The sequence below is a fragment of the Algirhabdus cladophorae genome (assembly GCF_044772865.1).
GTDB lineage: Bacteria > Pseudomonadota > Alphaproteobacteria > Rhodobacterales > Rhodobacteraceae > Algirhabdus > Algirhabdus cladophorae.
In genome coordinates this window covers 2,255,991-2,275,554 of the sequence record NZ_CP173029.1, presented here as the reverse complement: position 1 = coordinate 2,275,554, position 19,564 = coordinate 2,255,991, and the positions used below count along the sequence as shown (strand labels likewise).

The window sequence follows — 19,564 nt, the reverse complement described above, 5'->3', positions numbered from 1 at the left end:
GTTACGACGCCATCAAAGCGCATGGGTTAGAAAACTGGTTACATAGGTTTGCATGGCCCGTGGTATGGCAATCCGCACTTGTCGACCTTGTCGCGTGATCAAAGCCTCTATCCCTGCAAACTGTGTGGCCGCAGAGGGGCACGGATCATGAGGAACCATTACACCGCCTTCGGCCAAAATGTCATTTGCCCGCTCACCTGTTAGGGTGAACATCACATAAACGTCCTTAGCGTCGCTGACGCCAAATCCGCGCGTGTCCCAACCCAGAGGGTGGTCTAGCTGGCGGTCGGCGATCAACAGCACATTGTGGCGACCGATCCTGATGGCATATGGTCCTTGCTCTGGGCCGTCCTCTAGCAGGCCGATACATGGGACACCGCTGCAAAACTGGTTGAGAGCGGCGTCAAGATCCCCGCTGATTAGATAAGCGGCTGGGATTTCCATCATCCTTAGGCTGGCCCCATCGTGTTCAATCGTTGCGCCTTTTGCAAGGGGGCGATCAGTCCAAACGCGCTCATCCATCAAGACGCTCCCCCTTTGGATCAAAGGCGCAGGCGTGTGCGACTGTCACCGGGCGCACTTGCCCGTCATTAAACGCGTTGATGTGTGTGCCGTACAGACGGTGCCCGCGCTCTACCATAGCCAGCGCGATGGGCCGCCCAAGGGTGGGGCTGTCGTGACTGGATGTGACGAACCCTAGCGACCGCCTCTCGCCGGTTGTGGGGATCAGGTGACTGCCAACAACCAGTGGCGGGGCACCCTTTGGCACCTGCAGCCCGACAAACTGGCGTCTGGCGTCAGACTGCCCTTCGCTGGAAAACAACGCGCGTTTGCCCAGAAATTCGTCTTGGCGTTTTAGCATGGGGCCGGACCAGCCCAGATCATGGGGCATGGTGTTGCCATCGGTGTCTTTACCCACAAGGATGTAGCCCTTTTCAGCCCGCAAAATCATCACGGCCTCCAGTCCAATCCATTGACCCTCATAAGCGGCAACCGCTTGGGTCAGTTGATTTGCCAAAGCCGCACCGTGACGGGCCGGGACACTAAGTTCAAAACTGCGATCACCGGTAAAACTAACCCGCGCAATCCTTAAAGGCTGCCCTTGGTGGGTGACGTCGATCACGCCCATTTGGGGCAGGGTGGGGCATTCGATCCCTGCATGGGTCAACACGTCCAAGGCGCGCGGGCCTGTGACCGTTAACGTGACGAGGCCCTGCGTGACATCATTGATGACAACACGGCCATGGCCTATTCGATCCTGCCGCGCGTCTTCCAGTCTCAATCGTACCCCGTCCACATGACTTGAAGAGGCCGATACAATAAAATGATCCTCGGCCAGCCGCAGAACGACGCCATCATCATAAATAATGCCGGATTCCTGCAACATAAACCCGTAGCGTGCTCGTCCGGGTTTGAGCGTCGACATCCGCATGTACCCTGTGAAGTCCAGCAGTTCTGCTGCAGCAGGCCCCAGCACCTCTAGCTTGCCCAAGGGGGAGGCATCAAACACGCCTGCAGTGGTACGCGCGATCAAAGCCTCGGCTTGGGCGGTGCCGATTTCGGGGGCGCTCCCATAGACGCTTGGGCGCAGCCACCCGCCGTATTCACGAAACCGGGCCTCGTTTTGGCAATGAAAATCCTCAAGAGGCAATCGTTTTAGCGGGTTGAACAACGCGCCGCGTCGACGCCCTGCGATCACCCTAAGGGGCACCGGTTCAAAGGGTGGGCGATAGGTGGTTGTACCTGTGTCCGGTATGCTTTTGCCAGTGATTGCAGCCATCGCAGCCAATCCGGCAAAGTTCGAGGTGCGGCCTTGATCGTTTGCCATGCCAAGGGTGGTGTAACGCTTGAGGTGTTCGACAGAGGTAAAGCCCTCGCGCGCGGCCAATCCTACGTCTTTGAGCGTTACGTCGTTTTGCAGGTCGATCCACTGACGACCGGGCAGGTTGGGATCAGGCCGAACCGGGGCTTGCGCGGTTTGCTCTGGTGCGTCGGTCGTTGGTGCAGGATCATTGGCAAAAACGGCGTGCCCACTGGTCAGCGCCTTTTGTAACCCAAATTGCCCCGCAGCGGCGCCCGCAGGTTTTACAGCACTGGTGCCTGAGCGGGGGATCAACGCATCCAGCCCTGCGTTCCAATCCAGCTTTCCACCAGACTGGCACCATAGATGTACCGTTGGTGTGTATCCGCCGGAACACAGGATCGTATCGCAGGCAATCTGGCGGCCATTCACGATGGCGGCTGTGACTGTTTTCGTCCCTTTTGCCGCGGACAAAACAGCGCCTTTTATCTGGGGTATTCCACCCGCTTGAGGGGCTTTGGTGCGTTGATCCAATATGGTTATGTCCGCACCGGCCTTTGCCAAAGTATGGGCTGCGCCGTAGCTTGCATCATTGGCTGTCGCCAAGACAATTTTCCGACCAGCGACGACGCCATACTGGGTCAACAACGCAAGAGCCGCTTCGACGGACATAACACCGGGCAGATCATTATTGGCAAACCAAAGTGGCCGTTCAATCGCGCCGGTGGCTGTCACGATGTCTTTGGCCCGAATGCGCAAATGCTCATCCTTGCCATCGGGACCGCGCAGCCAAGCGGCGTAAAGCCCGTGATCGAAAACGCCCCAGAGTGTCGTGTTGAGAAAGACTTTCCCACCGTTTGCCAAAACGGCCTCATGGGTTTCGGCGGCAAAGTCCTGCCATGGGGCGTCGTTGATCTGTCCACCGCGCCTTTGCAAACTACCACCCAGAGCAGGGCCCTCGTCCAACAGCCAAACACAGCGCCCGGCCTGAGTGGCAGCCCGTGCTGCGGCCAGACCCGCAGGCCCCGCGCCCACAATCAAAACGTCACAGGCAAGGTTCTTGGATACCACGTCAGCCGGGGGCGCATACGTTTTGTCGATTGCGCCAAGTCCAGCCATCTTGCGGATCATCGGTTCGTAACGCATCCAACCAAAGGCCATAAAGGTCTTATAATAAAAGCCTGCGGGCAAAAAGCGATGCAGCTTATCCATCAGGCCAAAGCGGTCCCTAGCGGCGTTTGGTTTCGCGTTGACAGAGGACAGAACCATGCCGTCTTGCAATAGTGTTGTGGTGGCCCTTTGGTTGGGCATGTGTTTGCCATTGTGTTTGATGTCAAACAGCGCATTCGGTTCGTCTGCGCCAAGCCCCCACAGCCCGCGGGGCCGGTGGTATTTGAAACTGCGCCCAAGGATGCGGACGCCAGCTGCGGTCAGAGCGGATGCCAGTGTGTCCCCTTCAAGTCCACGCAAAGCGCGCCCGTCAAAGGTAAAGGACACCGGTTTGGACCGATCAATTTGCGTCCCCAAATGATCATGGCGCCATCCGGTCACAGATCTGCCCCCGGAAGGGTTTGAACACCCAGTACTGCACGCGTCTGGGTATCTCGCTGCATGATGAAATATTCGCGACAGGTCAGATGCACCCAAACTTCGGATGCGGCTCCTTTAGGTGCTTTAAAAAGGTACAGGTACTCGGCCCATTCCGCATCGCTGACCTGATCTGCGGGTTCAGGGCGTGAATGGCCGGCTTCGACGACAAAGTGAAACTCGGTCTCGTTACGCGGGCCGCAAAAGGGGCAGGGGAACTGTTGCATGTTATCTACCTTTGTCTAATGCGCGATGCCGGAACCAGCGGCCTCATCGATCAAACGCCCCGTGGTGAACCGATCTAAATCAAACGGACGGCTGATCGTGTGGTGGCGGCCCGTGGCCAGAAGATGAGCCAGCAGATATCCCCCAGCTGGGATCGCCTTGAACCCGCCGGTGCCCCAGCCGCAATTCACAAACAACCCCTCTGGCCCAACCGGTCCAATCACAGGCGAGCTGTCGGGCACCACATCCACAACTCCGGCCCATTGGCGCAGCAGCTTAAGTTGACCAAAGGCGGGAAACATTTCCAACAACCCCGACAGAACTGTCTCCTGCGCAGGCAAATTACCTTTTTGACCATGGGTCGGCACACGGTCTAGGCCCCCACCGATCACCAACTCGCCTTTGTCAGACTGACTGACATAAGTGCCGGTCCCCAGATAGAGCAGCACTGTATCAAGGCAGGGTTTTACCGGCTCAGATACAAAGGCCTGCAAGGCATAATTGTGGATCGGTAAATCACCCCCGACCATTTGGATCAAACCTGGTGTAGCGCCAGCTGCCGCAATTCCCAGTCGGTTGGTCTTGATCGTTCCGCGATTGGTTTTGACGCCAGTCACAGCGCCGCCTTGGGTCAAAATCTCGCTGACTTCACAGTTTTCGATTATGTCGATGCCCAGTGCGCTGGCTGCACGCGCATAGCCCCAAGCCACAGCGTCATGGCGCGCAACGCCGGCGCGCCCTTGCCAGATACCCCCCATGCATTTGTAGCGGGCGCCCGCATTCTTGTTAATCAAAGGCACGCGTTTTTCAGCCTCTGCGGCACTCATCAGTTTGCCGTCGACCCCATTAAGCTGCATCGCATTTGCGATCCTATTGCAGATCTCCATCTGCATAGGGGTGTGCGCAGCGATCAACATGCCGCGCTGGGACAGCATAACGTTATAATTCAGCTCTTTGGAGAGCCCTTCATAAAGACGCAGCGACAGATCATAGAGGGCCACACTTTCGGGGTAAAAGTAATTCGACCGCACGGCTGTTGTATTGCGGCCCGTATTACCGCCACCAATCCAGCCCTTTTCTAACACGGCCACGTGGGTCATGCCGTGGTTTTTCGCCAGATAATAGGCCGTTGCCAATCCGTGGCCGCCGCCACCGATTATAACTGCGTCATAGCCGTCTTTGGCCGTAGCTTTGCGCCATGCTGGTTGCCAGTTTTTGTGCTGTGTCAACGCATTGCGGGCCAATGCAAAGGCCGAGTACTTTTGCATTACCGTGGCTCCAAATCAGCAACAAAGGCCAAAAAATCCTGCAAGGCTACGGACTCGGCCGGGCGCCCCGTAAAGCCCAAGATATAAGGCGCAAGCCGGGACATGCGTGTGTCCATGTCTTCGTGAATTTCCAGAGCGTGATAACCCAACTGCATAAAATAGAGGATCCGCGCGCGGGCGTCGGCCTCGGCTGTTTGGTAGCCGTGCGCGGCAAAGGCCGCCGTCAACGCAGCAATCCGGTTTGTGTCGGCTTGATCCAAACGCGCCCGGATAGCAGGGTCCCTGCGGGACCATTCGCGCACGGCAAAATCAAGGCCCTGATCGAACTTGGCAGGATCCACAAAGCAACGGAAAAAGTTGCACACTGCATGGGTGATATTGTGCGACGGCATCTGACAATGGGCGATAATCTGCGCTGAATTGCGATCCTCCCATTCGTCCAAAAGGGCCGTTTGCAAATCTGCTCGGTCCTTGAAATACCAATAAAAACTGGATCGTGACACGCCCATGCGATTGGCAAGCCCCAGGATTTTGACCTCGCCCACGCCTTCGGTCACCAACACGTCGCGCGCCATGTTCAACCAGTCTGACCGGGTGACTTTGACGTGACCCACCAAAGGATCCTTTTGCGGATCATCACGGTGCAATATAGGCGAAGATCGGACGACCATGGCGTTAACTTTCTGGCGGCGCGCCGCCCTCTTGGGTGCGTTTGGCGATGTAATTTTTCAGCGCGTTAAGCCTGTCCCCATCGATATTGATCTGAGGCTCGCGTCTTACGATTTCCTGCCACACCTCTGTAGCACGAGTGGTGGCATCTTTGGCACCGCGGTCGGTCCATGTGCCAAAGTTGGCGTAATCGTGCACGATGGGTTCGTAAAACTCGGTGTTGTAGCGGTCCATGGTTTGCGGGCAGGCAAAAAAATGTCCGCTGGGATCCACGTGCGACAGAGCGCTGTCATAGCCAATCTCGTCTGCGCCTGCTTGTGTCCCAGCGCAAAGTTCCGCGACCATATTAAGGACTTCGACGTCGGTGATGATCTTTTCATAAGAGACCGACAGGCCGCCCTCCAACCAGCCCGCAGAATGGATGATCACAGTGGCTCCAGCCATCAAGCATCCCCAAAGCCCCATTTGGTTTTCGTTGGCTGCTTGGACGTCATTTGTGTTTGAAGCCGATCCCGCAGCACTGCGCCATGGCAATCCTATAAACCGCGCGAGTTGACCGGCGGCGAGTGAGGCTTGGAAGTGCGCAGGCGTGCCAAAGGCCGGCGCGCCGGATTTCATGTCGACGTTCGAGGTAAATGTCCCATAACAAATAGGCGCACCGGGGCGCACCAATTGGGTTAATGTGATTGCTGCCAATGCTTCGGCATGGCTAAGGGTGATCGCGCCCGCCACGGTGATTGGTGCCATGGCCCCCATCAGCGTAAACGGCGTCACAATCGACATTTGTCCGTGTTTGGCAAAGTCTATCAGCCCCCGTGCCATCGGAATATCGAGTGTGCGCGGGCTGTTGGTATTGATGATCGTGTAGCAATAGGGATTGGCCGCAAAATCTGCATCTGACGCCCCGCGAAACTGTTGGATCATCTCAAAACAATCCATGACTTGGGGCGTGCCGCGCGAGAACACGAAAGGAAACTTATCTGACAGCGTTAGTTGTTTTTCCGCGGTAAAATAGTGCCTTACTTGGGTTGCGACATCTTGGGGTTCGACTGAAGGAGACAGCATTTGCAGCACATCAAAGTGCTGGTTAATTTTTGTATACTCCTCATAGTCAACAGCCGATCCGGGGCGGCGACCCCGTACCAAATCTGTAGCATGAGGCGCCCCTGCACCCGGTTGAAAAATCATCCGTCCCAGTTCAAAAGTCAGGTCTTTTTCTGCGTGGCCAGCTTTGCCAAGGATGGATTTAGGCGCGGTCGTAAGGGCCGCCTCCACCATGTCGCGCCCGATATAGACCATATCGCCAACAACGCGCGCCCCGGCGGAGCGATAGATTTCAATGGCGTCTGGCAGCAGGACTTTGATGCCCAAGTCCTGTAGTGTCTTCAGCGCCGTATCGTGCATTGCCGCCACTTGATCGGCTGAAACCACGTCCATGGTTGGAAACGGGTTGCGCAGGTTGTGGTAGTTGACCTGACGCTTGGAGGGCGGAGGTCCGGACTGCGCACGTCTGCCCGTTCGGCGGGATCGGGGGGGCGAGGTTTCTGTGGTCAAACCCCTAACCCCGCATCGCTGTGCCAGAGGGATCATAGGGGGAGGGCGCGATCACCCGCGCGTTGCGTTCCACCCCGACAATATGCACCGTTAATTCGGTGCCAAGGTCGCAGTGTTCTTGGTTTATCATGGCCATCGCCATGGATTTGCCAACGGTGTGACCATACCCGCCTGACGTGACAAAGCCGACGACGACACCGTCGGCCCAGATCGGCTCGAAACCTGTGGCATCCGCATCAGTCGCATCAATTTCAAGGGTTACGATCTTTTGCGCAGGGCCGTTGCCATCGCGTTCGGCCATGGCCGCAGCCTTACCGGTAAAGTCTTTGTCCCAGTCGATCCAGCGATCCATGCCGGTTTGTGCAGCGGTATAGCCTTGGGTGAATTCAGCGGACCAAATGCCAAAACTTTTCTCAAGGCGCAGGCTGAGAAGTGCGTTAAACCCAACTTCGCGCAAACCAAATTCAGCACCCGCCGCAATCAAGGTCTTGCGCAGGGCAATATGTTCCGCGGCTTTGCAGTGGATCTCGTAGCCTAGTTCACCCGCGACGGACAGTCGCCCCACTTTGGCGCGGATCAGCCCAATGTCAAAGCTGCCGCATCCCATGAATTTCAGATCTGCAATGGGCCCGTCTGTTGCCGCTTCGAGAACCTTGAGACTGTTCGGGCCGGACAGGGAAAACCCAACCGTCGCATCCGCGATATCGTGCAGGACAACGTCCTCTCCCATATGGTCGCTGAACCACCGCATATGCCAGTTGCGCAGGTAGTAGCTGCCCATAATCCACCAGGTGCCATCCCCCCAGTTAAAGAGCGTCAGATCGCCCTTCAATTTGCCCTGCGGTGACAGCATCGGGGCCAGTTTTGCGCGACCCGGTTTGGGCAAGGTGCAGGCCATGGTCCGGTCAAGCCACGCGCGCGCCCCGGAGCCAGACACCTCAAACCGTGAAAAGCCCGAGATATCCAAAAGGCCCACGTTTTCGCGCACGGCTTTGCATTCCTCGGCCACGATATCAAAAGCATTGGAGCGTTTCAGAGATGGGGTTTCCTCAAATCCCTCGGATGGGGCGAAATACAGCGGCACTTCCAACCCCGCACTGGCCCCCCAACGACAGCCTGCGGCGGTCATATCTGCATAGGCTGGGGCCATTTTCAAGGGACGGCCCGCAGGCAATTGTTCATTCGGATAGGTCATCACAAAGCGACGGGTGTAGAATTGGCCCGTGGTTTCCTTGATGAATTGCTTGTTCTCGGCGTAGTCACCAAAACGGGCCACATCCATGCCATAGACGTCTGCCTCGGTTTCACCGTGGATCATCCATTCGGCCAAGGATTTGCCCACGCCACCGCCTTGCAAAAAACCGGCCATCACACCGCATGCACACCAGTAACCGGGTTTTCCACGCACTGGGCCCACCAAAGGATTGCCGTCTGGCGCAAAGGTAAACGCGCCGTTGACCCATGTTTTCACACCAACCTCTTGCAAGGCTGGATAACGCTCAAAGCCCAGGGTGAGTTCCTTTTCGATCCGGTCTGGATCCTCTTGCTGCAGTTCAAACCCATATTCCCATGGCGCGCCGTCCATCATCCAATGCTGATGGTCAATTTCGTAGATCCCAAGGAGCAGCCCGTTTTGATCTTGGCGCATGTAGGTAAAGCCCTCCAAATCGACCACCAAGGGCATTTCTTTATCCAGTGCCTCGACTTCGGGGATGGTGTCGGAGATCAGGTAGTGGTGGTTCAGCGGGCTGACCGGCAATTCGATGCCTGCCATGCGTCCCACCTGTTTGGCCCAAAGACCGGCTGCGTTGACCACATGTTCGGTGTGGACCGTGCCCTTGTCGGTCACCACGTCCCAGCCGCCCTTGGTTTGGATCAACTCCAGAACGCGTGTGTGTTCGATCACGTCTGCGCCGTGTTTTCTCGCAGCACCAGCGTAGGCATGAACGGTGCCAGTGGTATCAACATAGCCCTCACGGTCGGCCCACATTCCACCAATTATCCCCTCCGTTGACATGATCGGACACAGTTCGCCAGCTTCTTCAGGGGTGATCAGGTGGACGTCATCGATGCCAATGGACTGGAACGTGCGGTAAGCCGATTGTAACCATTCCCAGCGGTCTGGTGTGCCCGCAAGGGTCATGCCGCCGGTCATATGCATCCCCACGGATTGACCGGATTCTTTTTCGATCTCGCCAAGCAAATCAATGGTATAGGCCTGAAGGCTGGCAATATTAGGGTCCGCATTCAACGCATGAAAACCGCCCGCAGCATGCCAGCTGGATCCGGCAGTCAGAACGCTGCGTTCAAGCAAGCAGACATCGGTCCAGCCCATTTTTGCCAAATGATACAACACTGAAGTGCCCACAACGCCGCCCCCGATAACAACGGCCTGGTAATGCGATTTCATGATGGTCCCCTGTTCTTGTTTGTGAATTTGGCCAAGCCCCTTTGTGTGGCAACTGTGGGCTCTGGTCACTTCTGTCCAATAGTTCAATCACTAATAGACAAACCTGTCCAGAAAGAAAATAAAGGGCAGTTGTCCTATGTTCTAAAACAGCCTTGCGTTTGCGCTTTGCGTGGTGAGGCGCTAGCGTTTTGGGGGCCGTGGCCAGCGACGGTCCTGAGAATACCGCCCAGACCGAAAGGATCCCACCCGTGCCGGACCTCCCCGTTATTGAGTTGAACGACGCAAGGTTTAAGCAAAACAAATACGGGTTTATCGAAGAACTGCGCGCACAAGGCCCTTTTGCAAAGCTGTCGAATGGAAGTTTGGTTGTCCTCAATCAAGAAGACGCTGTTGAAGTTTTTCGCTGTGCGGAATTCCGGTTTGCCTTTGATAATATTGACAAAACGCGCAGCCCCTATCTGGCCAAAGCCATCGAGCATGAACTGTTGAACATGCACGGGGATCAACATGCCCGCCTGTCCCGTTTGGTCAAAATGGCTTTGCGCGACCGGGTGATCGAGGGCATGCGCGAGACAGTCACCCAGATCTCTGACGAACTGATCGGCGCGTTCCGGCAGGATGGCAAGATCGAGTTTTGCAGCCAATTTGCCGATCCATTGCCTGCACGGATTTTGGGCCCGATGTTCGGTGTGCCTTATGAAAATGCCCAAGGTCTGAACGACTGGATCCGGATCGGTGGCCGCAAATTGGATTCGCTGCAAACCGGTACTGGCATCGAAAAAGTCGAAGAGGCCAATCGTCAGATGCACGGCTATCTGCGGGATCTGTTGGCCAGCCGCGATGGCAAAATAGGGGACGACCTGTTCAGCGAACTGATGGTTGCAGAGGTTGATGGCGATCGGATGTCCGAAGATGAACTGGTTTATTTATCCACGGAACTTGCCGCCGCTGGCGTTGATACCACGCGCACCCAATTGCCCCTAATCCTATTGGCTTTGCTCAACCATCCGGAAGAAATGGCAAAGCTGCGTGCGGATCCCAGCCTGTGCCTGCGTGCAGTGGACGAAGGCATGCGATTTGCGCCCTTGCCGTGGGCCATGCCGCACGCTGTTTTGCGCGACTTTGATTACAAATCCATTCCGCTCAAGGAAGGTGATTTGGTTTATGTCTTGGTGCCTTCGGCCAACCGCGATCCCGCTTGCATGCCGGATCCGCAAAAGTTTGACATCACGCGTCCACGGGTACGCAACTTTTCCTTTGGGGCGGGCATGCATTCTTGCCCCGGCGCACAATTGGCGCGTTTGGAAATGTCAGTGGCCCTCGAGCGTTTGATCAAACGCAGTTCAAACATCGCACTGTCCGGCGCGCCTGTTTGGGAAAAAGGTCACGAGGATCGAGGCCTCAAAAGCCTAGAGATCCACATGACCTGATGCGCGTTGGATCAGCGCCCCATCCAACCGCCGTCCACGGTAAGGATCTCGCCATTGACGTAGTTTGAGGCGTTTGAGGCAAGGAAGACGGCGGGTCCTGCAAAATCCTGTGGTGTGCCCCAACGACCGGCTGGAATGCGTTCCAAAATAGACTTCGAACGATCAGGATCATCCTGCAACGCTTGGGTGTTGTCCGTTGCGATATAGCCCGGGGCGATGGCGTTTACATTCACACCTTTGCCAGCCCATTCGTTGGCCAGCGCTTTGGTCAGTTGCCCAATGCCGCCTTTTGAGGCCGCGTAGCCCGGTACAGTGATCCCGCCCTGAAACGTCAAAAGGGAGGCTGTGAAAATGATCTTGCCAGCCCCCCGTGCAACCATTTTTTTGCCAATCTCACGGCTGAGGACAAATTGCGATGACAGGTTCACTTCGACGACTTTGTCCCAATATTCATCGGGATGTTCTGTCGCCGGTTTGCGCAAAATTGTGCCTGCGTTGTTGATCAGAATGTCAGGGGCAATGCCATCAGCATCCAACTGCGCAATAAAGCTGTTCAGCGCCGCGCGGTCGCTAAAGTCGCAACTATAGCCTTGGAAATCGCGGCCCATGGCGGTCACGGCAGCTTCAACTTCACTGCCCGGAGCCAAAGTGGCGCTGACGCCGATAATATCCGCGCCTGCGCCGGCCAGTGCTTCGGCCATACCGCGCCCGATGCCGCGTTTTGCACCTGTAACCAGCGCCGTTTTTCCGCTGAGGTCGAACATATCAAGGCTCATAAGTCTGCTCCCACTTTAATAAGGCTTTTGAGGGCTGTAGGCGAACGATCAAGGCTTTCGAACGCGGTTTGAATATCCTCAAGGGCCGCCACATCGGTGATAACCGTGTCAGCGTCCACGCCGCCGGACGAAATGATGCCGATGGCCTTTTCATAGTCCTCAGGCTCATACACACGGGCGCCGATCAATTGAAGTTCGCGCCAAAAGAACTGGAACAAATCAATCTGCGGCTTTTGGGCGTGAATAGCGACCATCACGATCCGGGCGCGGGTGGCGGCCACTTGCGTCATGGCGTCTACGCCGGGCTGTGTGCCTGACACTTCGAAGACCACATCGGCCCCTTTGTCGCCAGTGATCGCGTTGATCTCGGCCGTCAGATCCGCCTCAGCGGGGTTGATGGTTTTGAACCCAAGTTTTTGCGCGATTTTCAGACGGTTTGGGTTCACTTCCGACACGACAACCTTACCACCAGCATCGCGCGCAACCATGGCCACCAAAATCCCGATGGGGCCACCGCCGATGACCACGACATCTTCGCCTTCTTTCAGCTGCGACAACCGCACATCGTGGCAGGCGACCGCAACCGGTTCGATCAAGGCCGCATGATCCAGCCGCAACTCATCTGGCAAGCCATGCAATGTGTGGGCCGGGACTGTCCAAATTTCTTGCATCGCGCCATCAGTATCGAGGCCTAAAAACTTCAGCTTGTGACAGATGTGTCTGTGACCGGCATCACAGGCTGGGCAGTCACCGCAATGATCCAAGGGACGTACAACCACTTTTTGGCCCAAGGTCACTGTATCGACACCCTCGCCAATAGCGGCGACCACGCCCGACATCTCGTGGCCGATGACCCGGTTAAATCCGACGCGGGCGTCCATGTTGCCGTGATAGACATGCATATCGGTGCCACAGATGCCGCAATAGGCCACACGGACCGACACTTCACCGGGTTTTGGGGCAGGGGCTGTGGTCTGTTCCACAGCAAAGCTTTTGCCCCCTCGGTAGAACGCCGCAGAGATCGTTTGTTCGGTCATGTCGCTATCCTTGATGCATGGTGTTGAGTTTGTCCCAGTCGAATGTCACGCCGGTTCCGGGCGTATTGGGGGCGACTGCAAGGTGATCCTCGATCACCAGCGGTCTGGTGGTGTATTGGTCAATGGGGAATGAATGAACCTCAAGCCAGCCCGCATTTTTCTGTCCCGACATGAGGCTTACGTGCAGTTCTTGCATGCCGTGGCTACACACCGGAACACTGTTTTTCTGCGCCAGATCAGCCACTTGCAGCCAGCCTGTGATGCCACCACAGTTTGAGGCATCTGGTTGGACAAAGGACAGTTTGGATTGCGCAAAAGCATATTCAAATTCATGGATGGTGTGCAGGTTTTCACCCATAGCCAGCGGCATGCCAGTGGCCTCGGCAATTTTACCGTAGCCTGCATAGTCGTCCGGGATTGTCGGTTCCTCGAACCAAAGCAGGTCATAGGGTTTAAATGCGTTTGCCGCTGTAATCGCCTCGCTCACAGTCATCCCGTAATTGGCGTCGACCATGAAGGCCACATCGGGTCCAATCAACTCGCGAATGGCCGCGATGCGTGCAACATCATCGGCGAGGTCTGGTTGGCCAATTTTGATCTTAACCCCGTTGTGGCCTCGCGCCAGATAGCCGCGAATTGAGTCCAGCAGTTTGGGCAGGGGAAAGTTCAGATCAATGCCGCCTGCGTAGGCCTTGCACCGATCAGCAGCCCCACCTGCCATTTTCCACAAAGGCGTCCCGTTTGCAGTACCGCGCAGATCCCACAGCGCAATATCCACCGCTGATATGGCAAAGCTGGCAATGCCGCCCCGGGCCACATAGTGCACATGCCATTGCATTGCTTCATAGAGCGTTTCGACGTCTTGTGCGTCTTGGCCGATGAGGAAGGGCGCCAAATCATGTTCGATCATCGCCTTGATCGCATGGCCCCCTTTGCCACCTGTGTAGGTGTAGCCGGTGCCGGTGCTGCCGTCGGTCAGGGTCACGGTTGCTGTGATCAACTCAAAATGCGTGTGATCGCCATGTTTTGCATCGCTGAGCACTTCGTCCAACGGTAGATTAAAGCGCTGCACCTGAACCGATGTGATTGCCCTAGAGCCAGCTGATAATGTCACGATAGCCTCCCACAGCGCAGTTTGGTCCGACCAAACTTGCCTGAACCTACGCAACATGCCGTATCCTTGTCAATAATCACGAGGCCTGTCATGGTTTGGTCAGACAAACGGGGCCTGATGTGGCCTGTCCACAGGGAAAATCACTATGGATCTGGATCATCCTGACCGCCAGACATCGCCAACAGCTTCTGTTCGTGCGGCTGATTCCATCGTGTTTGCGCTGCAACAAGACATCCAAACGGGCACCTTGGCCGATGGGGCGACCCTGCCGACCGAGCGGGATTTAATGCAACGCTTTGACGTCAGTCGGACAGTTATTCGCGAGGCGATCACAACCTTGTCCTCTAAGGGCTTGGTCGAAACCCGTCCGCGCTACCGACCCGTGGTGCGCAAACCCGGCATTGCAGCGGCGTTGCAAGCCACAGAAGGCATTGCGCTGCATTTGTTGACCCAGCCCGGTGGGATTCGTCATCTGTTTGAAACGCGCATTCTGGTGGAATCGGCTCTGGTCCGTGAAGCGGCAGATGCGGCGGGCAAAGAGGGCATCGCTGCTCTCAAGGCCGCACTGGATCTCAACGAAGCCGCCATTCATGACAGTGCGCGGTTTTATGAAACCGATGCCCAGTTCCATCAGGTTCTGTATCAAATGAGTGGCAATCCGATCCTGCCTGCCATCCACAAAGCCTATGAAACTTGGCTGGTGCCCCAATGGTCGCAACTGCCTCGAGATGCGGCCTTGAACCAAAGTAATTTTGAGGCCCACCAGATGATCTTTGAGGCTATTTTGATGCGAGACAAGGATGCGGCCGAGGCGGCGTTGAGATCACATTTGAACACGGCCTGGGATCAGATCAAACAGACCTTTGGCACGGAATAGACACCGCCTCTGGCTGGTCTAATTCAGGCAGCGCCCACGTTTGTAACTGCCCACACGGCGGATAATATCGCGGTCTTTTGCCTCGATCCGTTGCCCTGACAATTCACTTTTGATCACACGGGTGACCAAACTGCTAAGGTCCGTGGCGCGGTAGCATGAGATTGTCGGCTCTGCATGGCGGTGACCAACACCGCTGTCATCGGTCAGGAACAGATACCGCCCAGAAGTCACCGCCGAGGCCTGCCGCATCAGGTATTCGGATTCTGCGGCAACCCCGCTGGCCCCGATACCATAAATTTGGATGTTCTGTTGTGCGGCTTTGGTGGCAGCCGTCAAATAGGCTTTGGCATCTTTTGTATGGGGCGGGGCATCGGCCACATGAAACAACAACCGCTTGCCTGCACCACGCCGCCAATTTAGCGCGACACCTGCCTGCAAGGCGCGATCTGCGGCCTCGGGATAATCGCCACCGCCGGCCGCATGCTGATTGCGCAACCACCCCTGCATTGTGGGCAGTTTTTGGGTAAAGCCGAAATTACGCACAACATAGCTGTCGCCCGTATCACGGTAGACAACCAACCCATAGCGCAAAGCGGCCTTTGGCGCAGATTTGCGGGCTTGGCGCAGGATGCGTGCCAGATCTTTGGTCAGCCAGTTGAGCTCATCCGCCATGCTGCCTGTTGTGTCCATCACAAAGACCAGATCCAAAAAATCCGGGGCAGGTGCCGGTGAAAAGGGCACGGTGATAACAGTGCGTTTTGCGGAGGCAGATAGCGTTTGTCGATGCGTCTGCCCCTGATCCACTGGAAACACGCTGAGGTTCACTTTGGACAGAGGGCGCGCACCAAAAGCTGCGGGAAACACGGTCAGGTTCCCGTCCACACCGGAATATCCGTCAAAAAAGGGGGCAGATTTTTTAGGGTCTCGCAAGGTGACGCGCAGATGCGGGGCAGGGCTGCCGTCGGCGTGTTTGAGTTGTAATGCAATAGCGCCCGCAAGATCTACTTTGGGCAATCCCAGCGTGCGCTGTGCTGCTTTTTGATAGGTTCGAAAAGCGCGCAGATTCAGCGTGTCGTCGATATCGCCTGCGGTCAGAACACCCGCTTTCGGGGTTGGACCGGATCCTGTGCTGCGCGTCTTTGGTGCAATTGCGGGCGCTATGACCAGGGCTGTGTCGGCTAAGACAAAGTCAGCCTCCATCATCGGCTCGGTCATGGGATTGGGGGCGCTAGACATCGACGCCCCTTCGCATCCTGCAAGCAAGAATAGGGACGAGGCCGCAAGGGTCAAAATTCTGAGCTGGGAGGTTGGAAAGGTGATTGGCATAGGATGGCTCTTTCAGAAATATGTGTAAAATGCACATATTTTGTCCAGCTTGCCTTTGTCAATACAAATGTGTATTTTGCACATTATGCTTAGCCTGGTTGATCCATTTCTTTCCGCGCTTGCCCGATTTGCCGTGGCGCATGGCCTGTTGTTTCCTGACTTTGCCGAACGGTTTAAAGCGCACTACGTGGATGCGGCCCAACGCGCCGCCGGCGACAAAGCCACAGACAGCCGGGTGTCGGTTCTCACTGGATTGCAAAGGCGCGACATCGCGCGGATCAAGGCCCTTGATGGCACCGCTGAACGGCCAAATCATCTGTCGCGCCTGGTCGCCCTATGGCGCACACGGTCCCCGTACAGTGGGGACGGCCAGCCAGTGATGTTGCCCAAAAATGGCCCCGAGCCTTCCTTTGAAACCCTAGCGCGACTGGTCCGAAAGGATGTGCATCCGCGTACCATGCTCGACACGCTGGTTCAGGCCGGAACGGTTGAAATTCGAGAGCCAGATCAAGGCGCCGATCAGCAAGTGCACTTGATTCAGATGTCGTATCAGCCCGTGTCAGGGTCTGAGGATCAAATTGCCTATCTGGCCGCAAATCTGGGTGATCACCTTGAGGCCGCAACGGATAATGTTTTAGGACAATTGCCAAAACATTTTGAGCGTGCCGTGCATTACGGTGACCTGACCGAGGCACAGCTTGAGACCCTCAAAGCCAAACACGCCGCCCTCCAGATGAAGGTGCTCGAGGACCTAAGCGATGCGGCTGCTGCCTTGAAAAATGACAACACCCAGCGTGGCCCGCATCGGTTTCGGGCAGGTGGGTATTTTTATCATACAAAGGACCCAAAATGATCCCGTTGAAGCGTTTGATCCTGAGTGTTGGCCTCTTTGGCCTAACGGCTTGCAGCCCAATGACCGAGCCGGCCGTCATCATGGAGAACGAAGTCCTTGCGGAACCAATGATGATCCCAAAAGCCGTTGAATGCGGCGATCTGGATGCAGTGTCGGGGGACGGGATCGGTGGGACGGGCTGCCCTCAGCCTTAGCAATTTGAGGCATTGGGCTTTGCAGGCCTATCAATCCCTTGTCAATTTGCCTACCTATTGGTAGGTAGGTTGCCTGAAGCAAGCCAAACAGCTTTGGTTTTGCCTTCTGACAGCCTCGGGAAGGGATTGAGATGGACTTGAATGATGATTTTTCCGCGCGCGTTGTCGTGCACTCTGAACAGATCGATTGGGTGGCCTCGCCCATGGCTGGTGTGGACCGGCGCATGTTGGACCGGTTAGGTGGCGAGGTTGCGCGCGCGACCTCCATCGTGCGCTACGCCGCTGGCAGCAATTTTTCACAACATACCCATACAGGCGGCGAAGAGTTCATCGTGCTTGAAGGCGTTTTTCAAGATGAGCATGGGGATTTTCCTGCGGGAACCTACGTGCGTAATCCGCCCACCACAGCGCACACACCGCGTTCGGATCTAGGCTGTGTGATTTTTGTCAAACTCTGGCAGTTTGATCTGCAGGACCGCACCCAGTTCCGCAAGATGATGGCCGATGAACCAGCCAAAATGATCGACGGGGCAGCCACCGCGATTTTGCACCAAGACGACCGCGAGACAGTGACCTACACCACGCTCGAGGCTGGGGCGGGTCTGCACTCTGATGCAGCAGGTGGCATGGAGGTTTTCGTTTTGGAAGGGTCGATCACAGAAGGCGCCGATACACTTGGCAAAGGCGGTTGGCTGCGGTTACCACAGGGGCAGAGCCTGACTTGTGTTGCAGGGGACGCGGGCGCGAAGGTCTGGATGAAAACCGGTCATTTGCCCTTTGCCCAACCACCGGCCGTCTCATGAAAACGCTTATTGTAGGTGGCGGCTTGGCGGGCTTGTCGCTGGCCTATCACTTGTCCGAGGCTGGCCGTGATTTTTGTCTAGTCGAGGCGCGGGATCGGTTTGGTGGCCGGATTTTGACTGAACATGTGGGCGATAGTGCCTTTGATTTGGGGCCTGCGTGGTTTTGGCCCGGCCAGCCCCGCATTGCCAAGCTTATCGGCAAGTTGCGCTTGGAGTATTTTGAACAATTCTCGCAAGGCTCATTTTGCTATGAGGACACAAACGGTCAGGTCCATACGGCTGGTGAGTTTGCATCAATGCAGGGATCGCTGCGTGTTGCGGGTGGGATTGCAGCATTTACTGACGCTTTGGTGCAAACCTTGCCTGCTGCCAAACTCCGCACCCAGGCCCAAGTGGTGTCCCTGACCAAAACCCAAGACGGGATTGTCGCGGGGTTGGCGGATGGTGCCACGTTGACGGCTGATCATGTTGTTCTGGCCATTCCACCGCGTGTGGCTGGCACATTAGACTTCACGCCTCTCTTACCGCAAGCCGCGATGACCAGTCTTGCGACCGTCCCTACATGGATGGCAGGGCATGCCAAAGCCATTGCAGTCTATGATCAGGCGTTTTGGCGCGATGCGGGGTTGTCGGGCGACGCCAGTAGTCGGATTGGGCCAATGGTCGAAATCCATGACGCCTCGCCTGCGTCAGGTGGGCCTTACGGATTGTTCGGTTTTTTGGGTGTTCCTGCTATGCAACGTACAGATGAGGTAGGTTTGCGCGACCAGATCCTAGAACAGTTTGTGCGCATTTTTGGTCCCCAAGCGGCCTCTCCAAGGGCACTGCTGCTCAAAGATTGGGCTATGGATCCTATGACGTCGGTTCCGGCCGACGCCGCCCCTTTGCACGCCCATCCGCGCTATGGTTTACCGATGGGCTGCGAAGGTCTTTGGGCAAACCGACTGCACTTTGGCAGTACGGAAATGGCGCCGCAATTTGGTGGCTTTTTGGAAGGCGCATTAGAAGCGGCGGAAATTGTTTTTCATGCACTTGTCCCGGACACACAGGAGGTTGCTGATGGCGTTAGATACTAGAACCACCCTTTTGGATGCGGCCGAGCATGCGGCGCGGCGGCGTGGATACGACGGCTTTAGTTATGGCGATTTGGCTCAGCAGATTGGCATCCGCAAAGCCAGCGTTCATTATCATTTCCCGAATAAATCTGTGTTGGCGACAACCTTGGTTCAGCGGTATTTTGAAAGGTTTTTACGGGCGACGGAGGGCTTTAAGGCCCAACATGCCAGTGCTGCCGGGCGCCTGAATGCCACGATTGATCACTACCGTGCTGCCCTCGAAGGCGGGGATTGTCTGTGTCTTTGCGTGGCGTTCTCTTCTGGTCGGGATAGCCTGCCGCCAGATGCCATGGATCAGGTCACGTCTCTGCGCCAAGCGATTTTGGAGTGGCTCGAAGCTGTGTTTGAATTGGCCCATTTAGATGGCTCAATTGCCAATCTTGGCGATGCAGGCTGTGAGGCACAGGCCACTTTGGCTTTGCTGGAAGGGGCACAACTGGCCGCGCGGGCGCAAAACAACCTTGTGCCCTTTGATCGGGCGGTCCAGCTTTTGCAGGACCGGTTGTAGCGGTACATAAACGTCAA

At 56.3% G+C, this 19,564-nt stretch carries 18 protein-coding genes; 7 read left to right on the top strand and 11 right to left on the bottom strand.

Features of this window, described 5'->3' with window-relative positions; translation table 11 throughout:
* Positions 1-12 precede the first annotated feature (12 nt).
* The 7 genes from ACIRQ6_RS10865 to ACIRQ6_RS10835 are packed head-to-tail and all read right to left on the bottom strand — an operon-like array spanning position 13 to position 9,514.
* Positions 13-522, bottom strand: a complete 510-nt coding sequence (locus ACIRQ6_RS10865; protein WP_420860608.1) for a hypothetical protein — start codon at positions 520-522, stop codon at positions 13-15.
* On the bottom strand, positions 515-3,352 hold the full coding sequence (locus ACIRQ6_RS10860) for a 2Fe-2S iron-sulfur cluster-binding protein (RefSeq protein ID WP_420860607.1): 2,838 nt from the start codon (positions 3,350-3,352) through the stop codon (positions 515-517). Before ACIRQ6_RS10860 ends, ACIRQ6_RS10865 begins: the two co-directional genes overlap by 8 nt.
* Complete coding sequence (locus ACIRQ6_RS10855) at positions 3,349-3,615, bottom strand: sarcosine oxidase subunit delta (RefSeq protein ID WP_420860606.1); 267 nt, start codon at positions 3,613-3,615, stop codon at positions 3,349-3,351. The genes ACIRQ6_RS10860 and ACIRQ6_RS10855 overlap by 4 nt, the downstream gene beginning before the upstream one ends.
* A 15-nt stretch (positions 3,616-3,630) precedes the next feature.
* Entirely contained in the window at positions 3,631-4,881 is a 1,251-nt protein-coding gene (locus ACIRQ6_RS10850) for a sarcosine oxidase subunit beta family protein (protein ID WP_420860605.1), read from the bottom strand.
* The gene (locus tag ACIRQ6_RS10845) at positions 4,881-5,552 is read right to left on the bottom strand and encodes a TetR/AcrR family transcriptional regulator (protein ID WP_420860604.1); all 672 of its coding nucleotides are present in this window, start codon (positions 5,550-5,552) and stop codon (positions 4,881-4,883) included. The genes ACIRQ6_RS10850 and ACIRQ6_RS10845 overlap by 1 nt, the downstream gene beginning before the upstream one ends.
* 4 nt (positions 5,553-5,556) lie before the next feature.
* A complete protein-coding gene (locus tag ACIRQ6_RS10840) occupies positions 5,557-7,140 on the bottom strand; it encodes a trimethylamine methyltransferase family protein (RefSeq protein WP_420860603.1) in 1,584 nt (527 codons plus the stop codon).
* Positions 7,109-9,514 carry a GcvT family protein gene (locus ACIRQ6_RS10835; RefSeq protein WP_420860602.1) on the bottom strand — a complete coding sequence of 802 codons (2,406 nt, stop codon included), beginning with the start codon at positions 9,512-9,514 and terminating at the stop codon, positions 7,109-7,111. Before ACIRQ6_RS10835 ends, ACIRQ6_RS10840 begins: the two co-directional genes overlap by 32 nt.
* Positions 9,515-9,762: 248 nt before the next feature.
* Between ACIRQ6_RS10835 and ACIRQ6_RS10830 the strand changes: the two genes are divergently transcribed.
* Positions 9,763-10,944: a cytochrome P450 gene (locus tag ACIRQ6_RS10830; protein WP_420860601.1), complete on the top strand. Its 1,182-nt coding sequence runs from the start codon at positions 9,763-9,765 to the stop codon at positions 10,942-10,944.
* Between the two features lie 11 nt (positions 10,945-10,955).
* Here ACIRQ6_RS10830 and ACIRQ6_RS10825 read toward each other — a convergent pair whose 3' ends face one another.
* The 3 genes from ACIRQ6_RS10825 to ACIRQ6_RS10815 are packed head-to-tail and all read right to left on the bottom strand — an operon-like array spanning position 10,956 to position 13,871.
* A complete protein-coding gene (locus ACIRQ6_RS10825; RefSeq protein WP_420860600.1) occupies positions 10,956-11,720 on the bottom strand; it encodes an SDR family oxidoreductase in 765 nt (254 codons plus the stop codon).
* Positions 11,717-12,757: a zinc-dependent alcohol dehydrogenase gene (locus ACIRQ6_RS10820; RefSeq protein WP_420860599.1), complete on the bottom strand. Its 1,041-nt coding sequence runs from the start codon at positions 12,755-12,757 to the stop codon at positions 11,717-11,719. The genes ACIRQ6_RS10825 and ACIRQ6_RS10820 overlap by 4 nt, the downstream gene beginning before the upstream one ends.
* A gap of 4 nt (positions 12,758-12,761) precedes the next feature.
* Positions 12,762-13,871 carry a mandelate racemase/muconate lactonizing enzyme family protein gene (locus tag ACIRQ6_RS10815; RefSeq protein WP_420860598.1) on the bottom strand — a complete coding sequence of 370 codons (1,110 nt, stop codon included), beginning with the start codon at positions 13,869-13,871 and terminating at the stop codon, positions 12,762-12,764.
* A 145-nt stretch (positions 13,872-14,016) separates the two neighbouring features.
* Here ACIRQ6_RS10815 and ACIRQ6_RS10810 point away from each other — a divergent pair, with 145 nt between their 5' ends.
* Positions 14,017-14,748: an FCD domain-containing protein gene (locus ACIRQ6_RS10810; protein WP_420860597.1), complete on the top strand. Its 732-nt coding sequence runs from the start codon at positions 14,017-14,019 to the stop codon at positions 14,746-14,748.
* Between the two features lie 18 nt (positions 14,749-14,766).
* Here ACIRQ6_RS10810 and ACIRQ6_RS10805 read toward each other — a convergent pair whose 3' ends face one another.
* Positions 14,767-15,984 carry a vWA domain-containing protein gene (locus ACIRQ6_RS10805; RefSeq protein ID WP_420860596.1) on the bottom strand — a complete coding sequence of 406 codons (1,218 nt, stop codon included), beginning with the start codon at positions 15,982-15,984 and terminating at the stop codon, positions 14,767-14,769.
* Between the two features lie 175 nt (positions 15,985-16,159).
* Between ACIRQ6_RS10805 and ACIRQ6_RS10800 the strand changes: the two genes are divergently transcribed.
* The 5 genes from ACIRQ6_RS10800 to ACIRQ6_RS10780 all read left to right on the top strand — a co-directional run bounded on the left by ACIRQ6_RS10800 (position 16,160) and on the right by ACIRQ6_RS10780 (position 19,547).
* Positions 16,160-16,927: a DUF6502 family protein gene (locus tag ACIRQ6_RS10800; RefSeq protein WP_420860595.1), complete on the top strand. Its 768-nt coding sequence runs from the start codon at positions 16,160-16,162 to the stop codon at positions 16,925-16,927.
* The gene (locus ACIRQ6_RS10795) at positions 16,924-17,121 is read left to right on the top strand and encodes a hypothetical protein (RefSeq protein ID WP_420860594.1); all 198 of its coding nucleotides are present in this window, start codon (positions 16,924-16,926) and stop codon (positions 17,119-17,121) included. Before ACIRQ6_RS10800 ends, ACIRQ6_RS10795 begins: the two co-directional genes overlap by 4 nt.
* A 131-nt stretch (positions 17,122-17,252) precedes the next feature.
* Positions 17,253-17,924, top strand: coding sequence for a cupin domain-containing protein (locus tag ACIRQ6_RS10790; RefSeq protein WP_420860593.1), 672 nt, complete (start codon positions 17,253-17,255; stop codon positions 17,922-17,924).
* A complete protein-coding gene (locus ACIRQ6_RS10785; RefSeq protein ID WP_420860592.1) occupies positions 17,921-19,000 on the top strand; it encodes a flavin monoamine oxidase family protein in 1,080 nt (359 codons plus the stop codon). The genes ACIRQ6_RS10790 and ACIRQ6_RS10785 overlap by 4 nt, the downstream gene beginning before the upstream one ends.
* On the top strand, positions 18,984-19,547 hold the full coding sequence (locus ACIRQ6_RS10780; protein WP_420860591.1) for a TetR/AcrR family transcriptional regulator: 564 nt from the start codon (positions 18,984-18,986) through the stop codon (positions 19,545-19,547). Before ACIRQ6_RS10785 ends, ACIRQ6_RS10780 begins: the two co-directional genes overlap by 17 nt.
* Positions 19,548-19,564 lie beyond the last annotated feature (17 nt).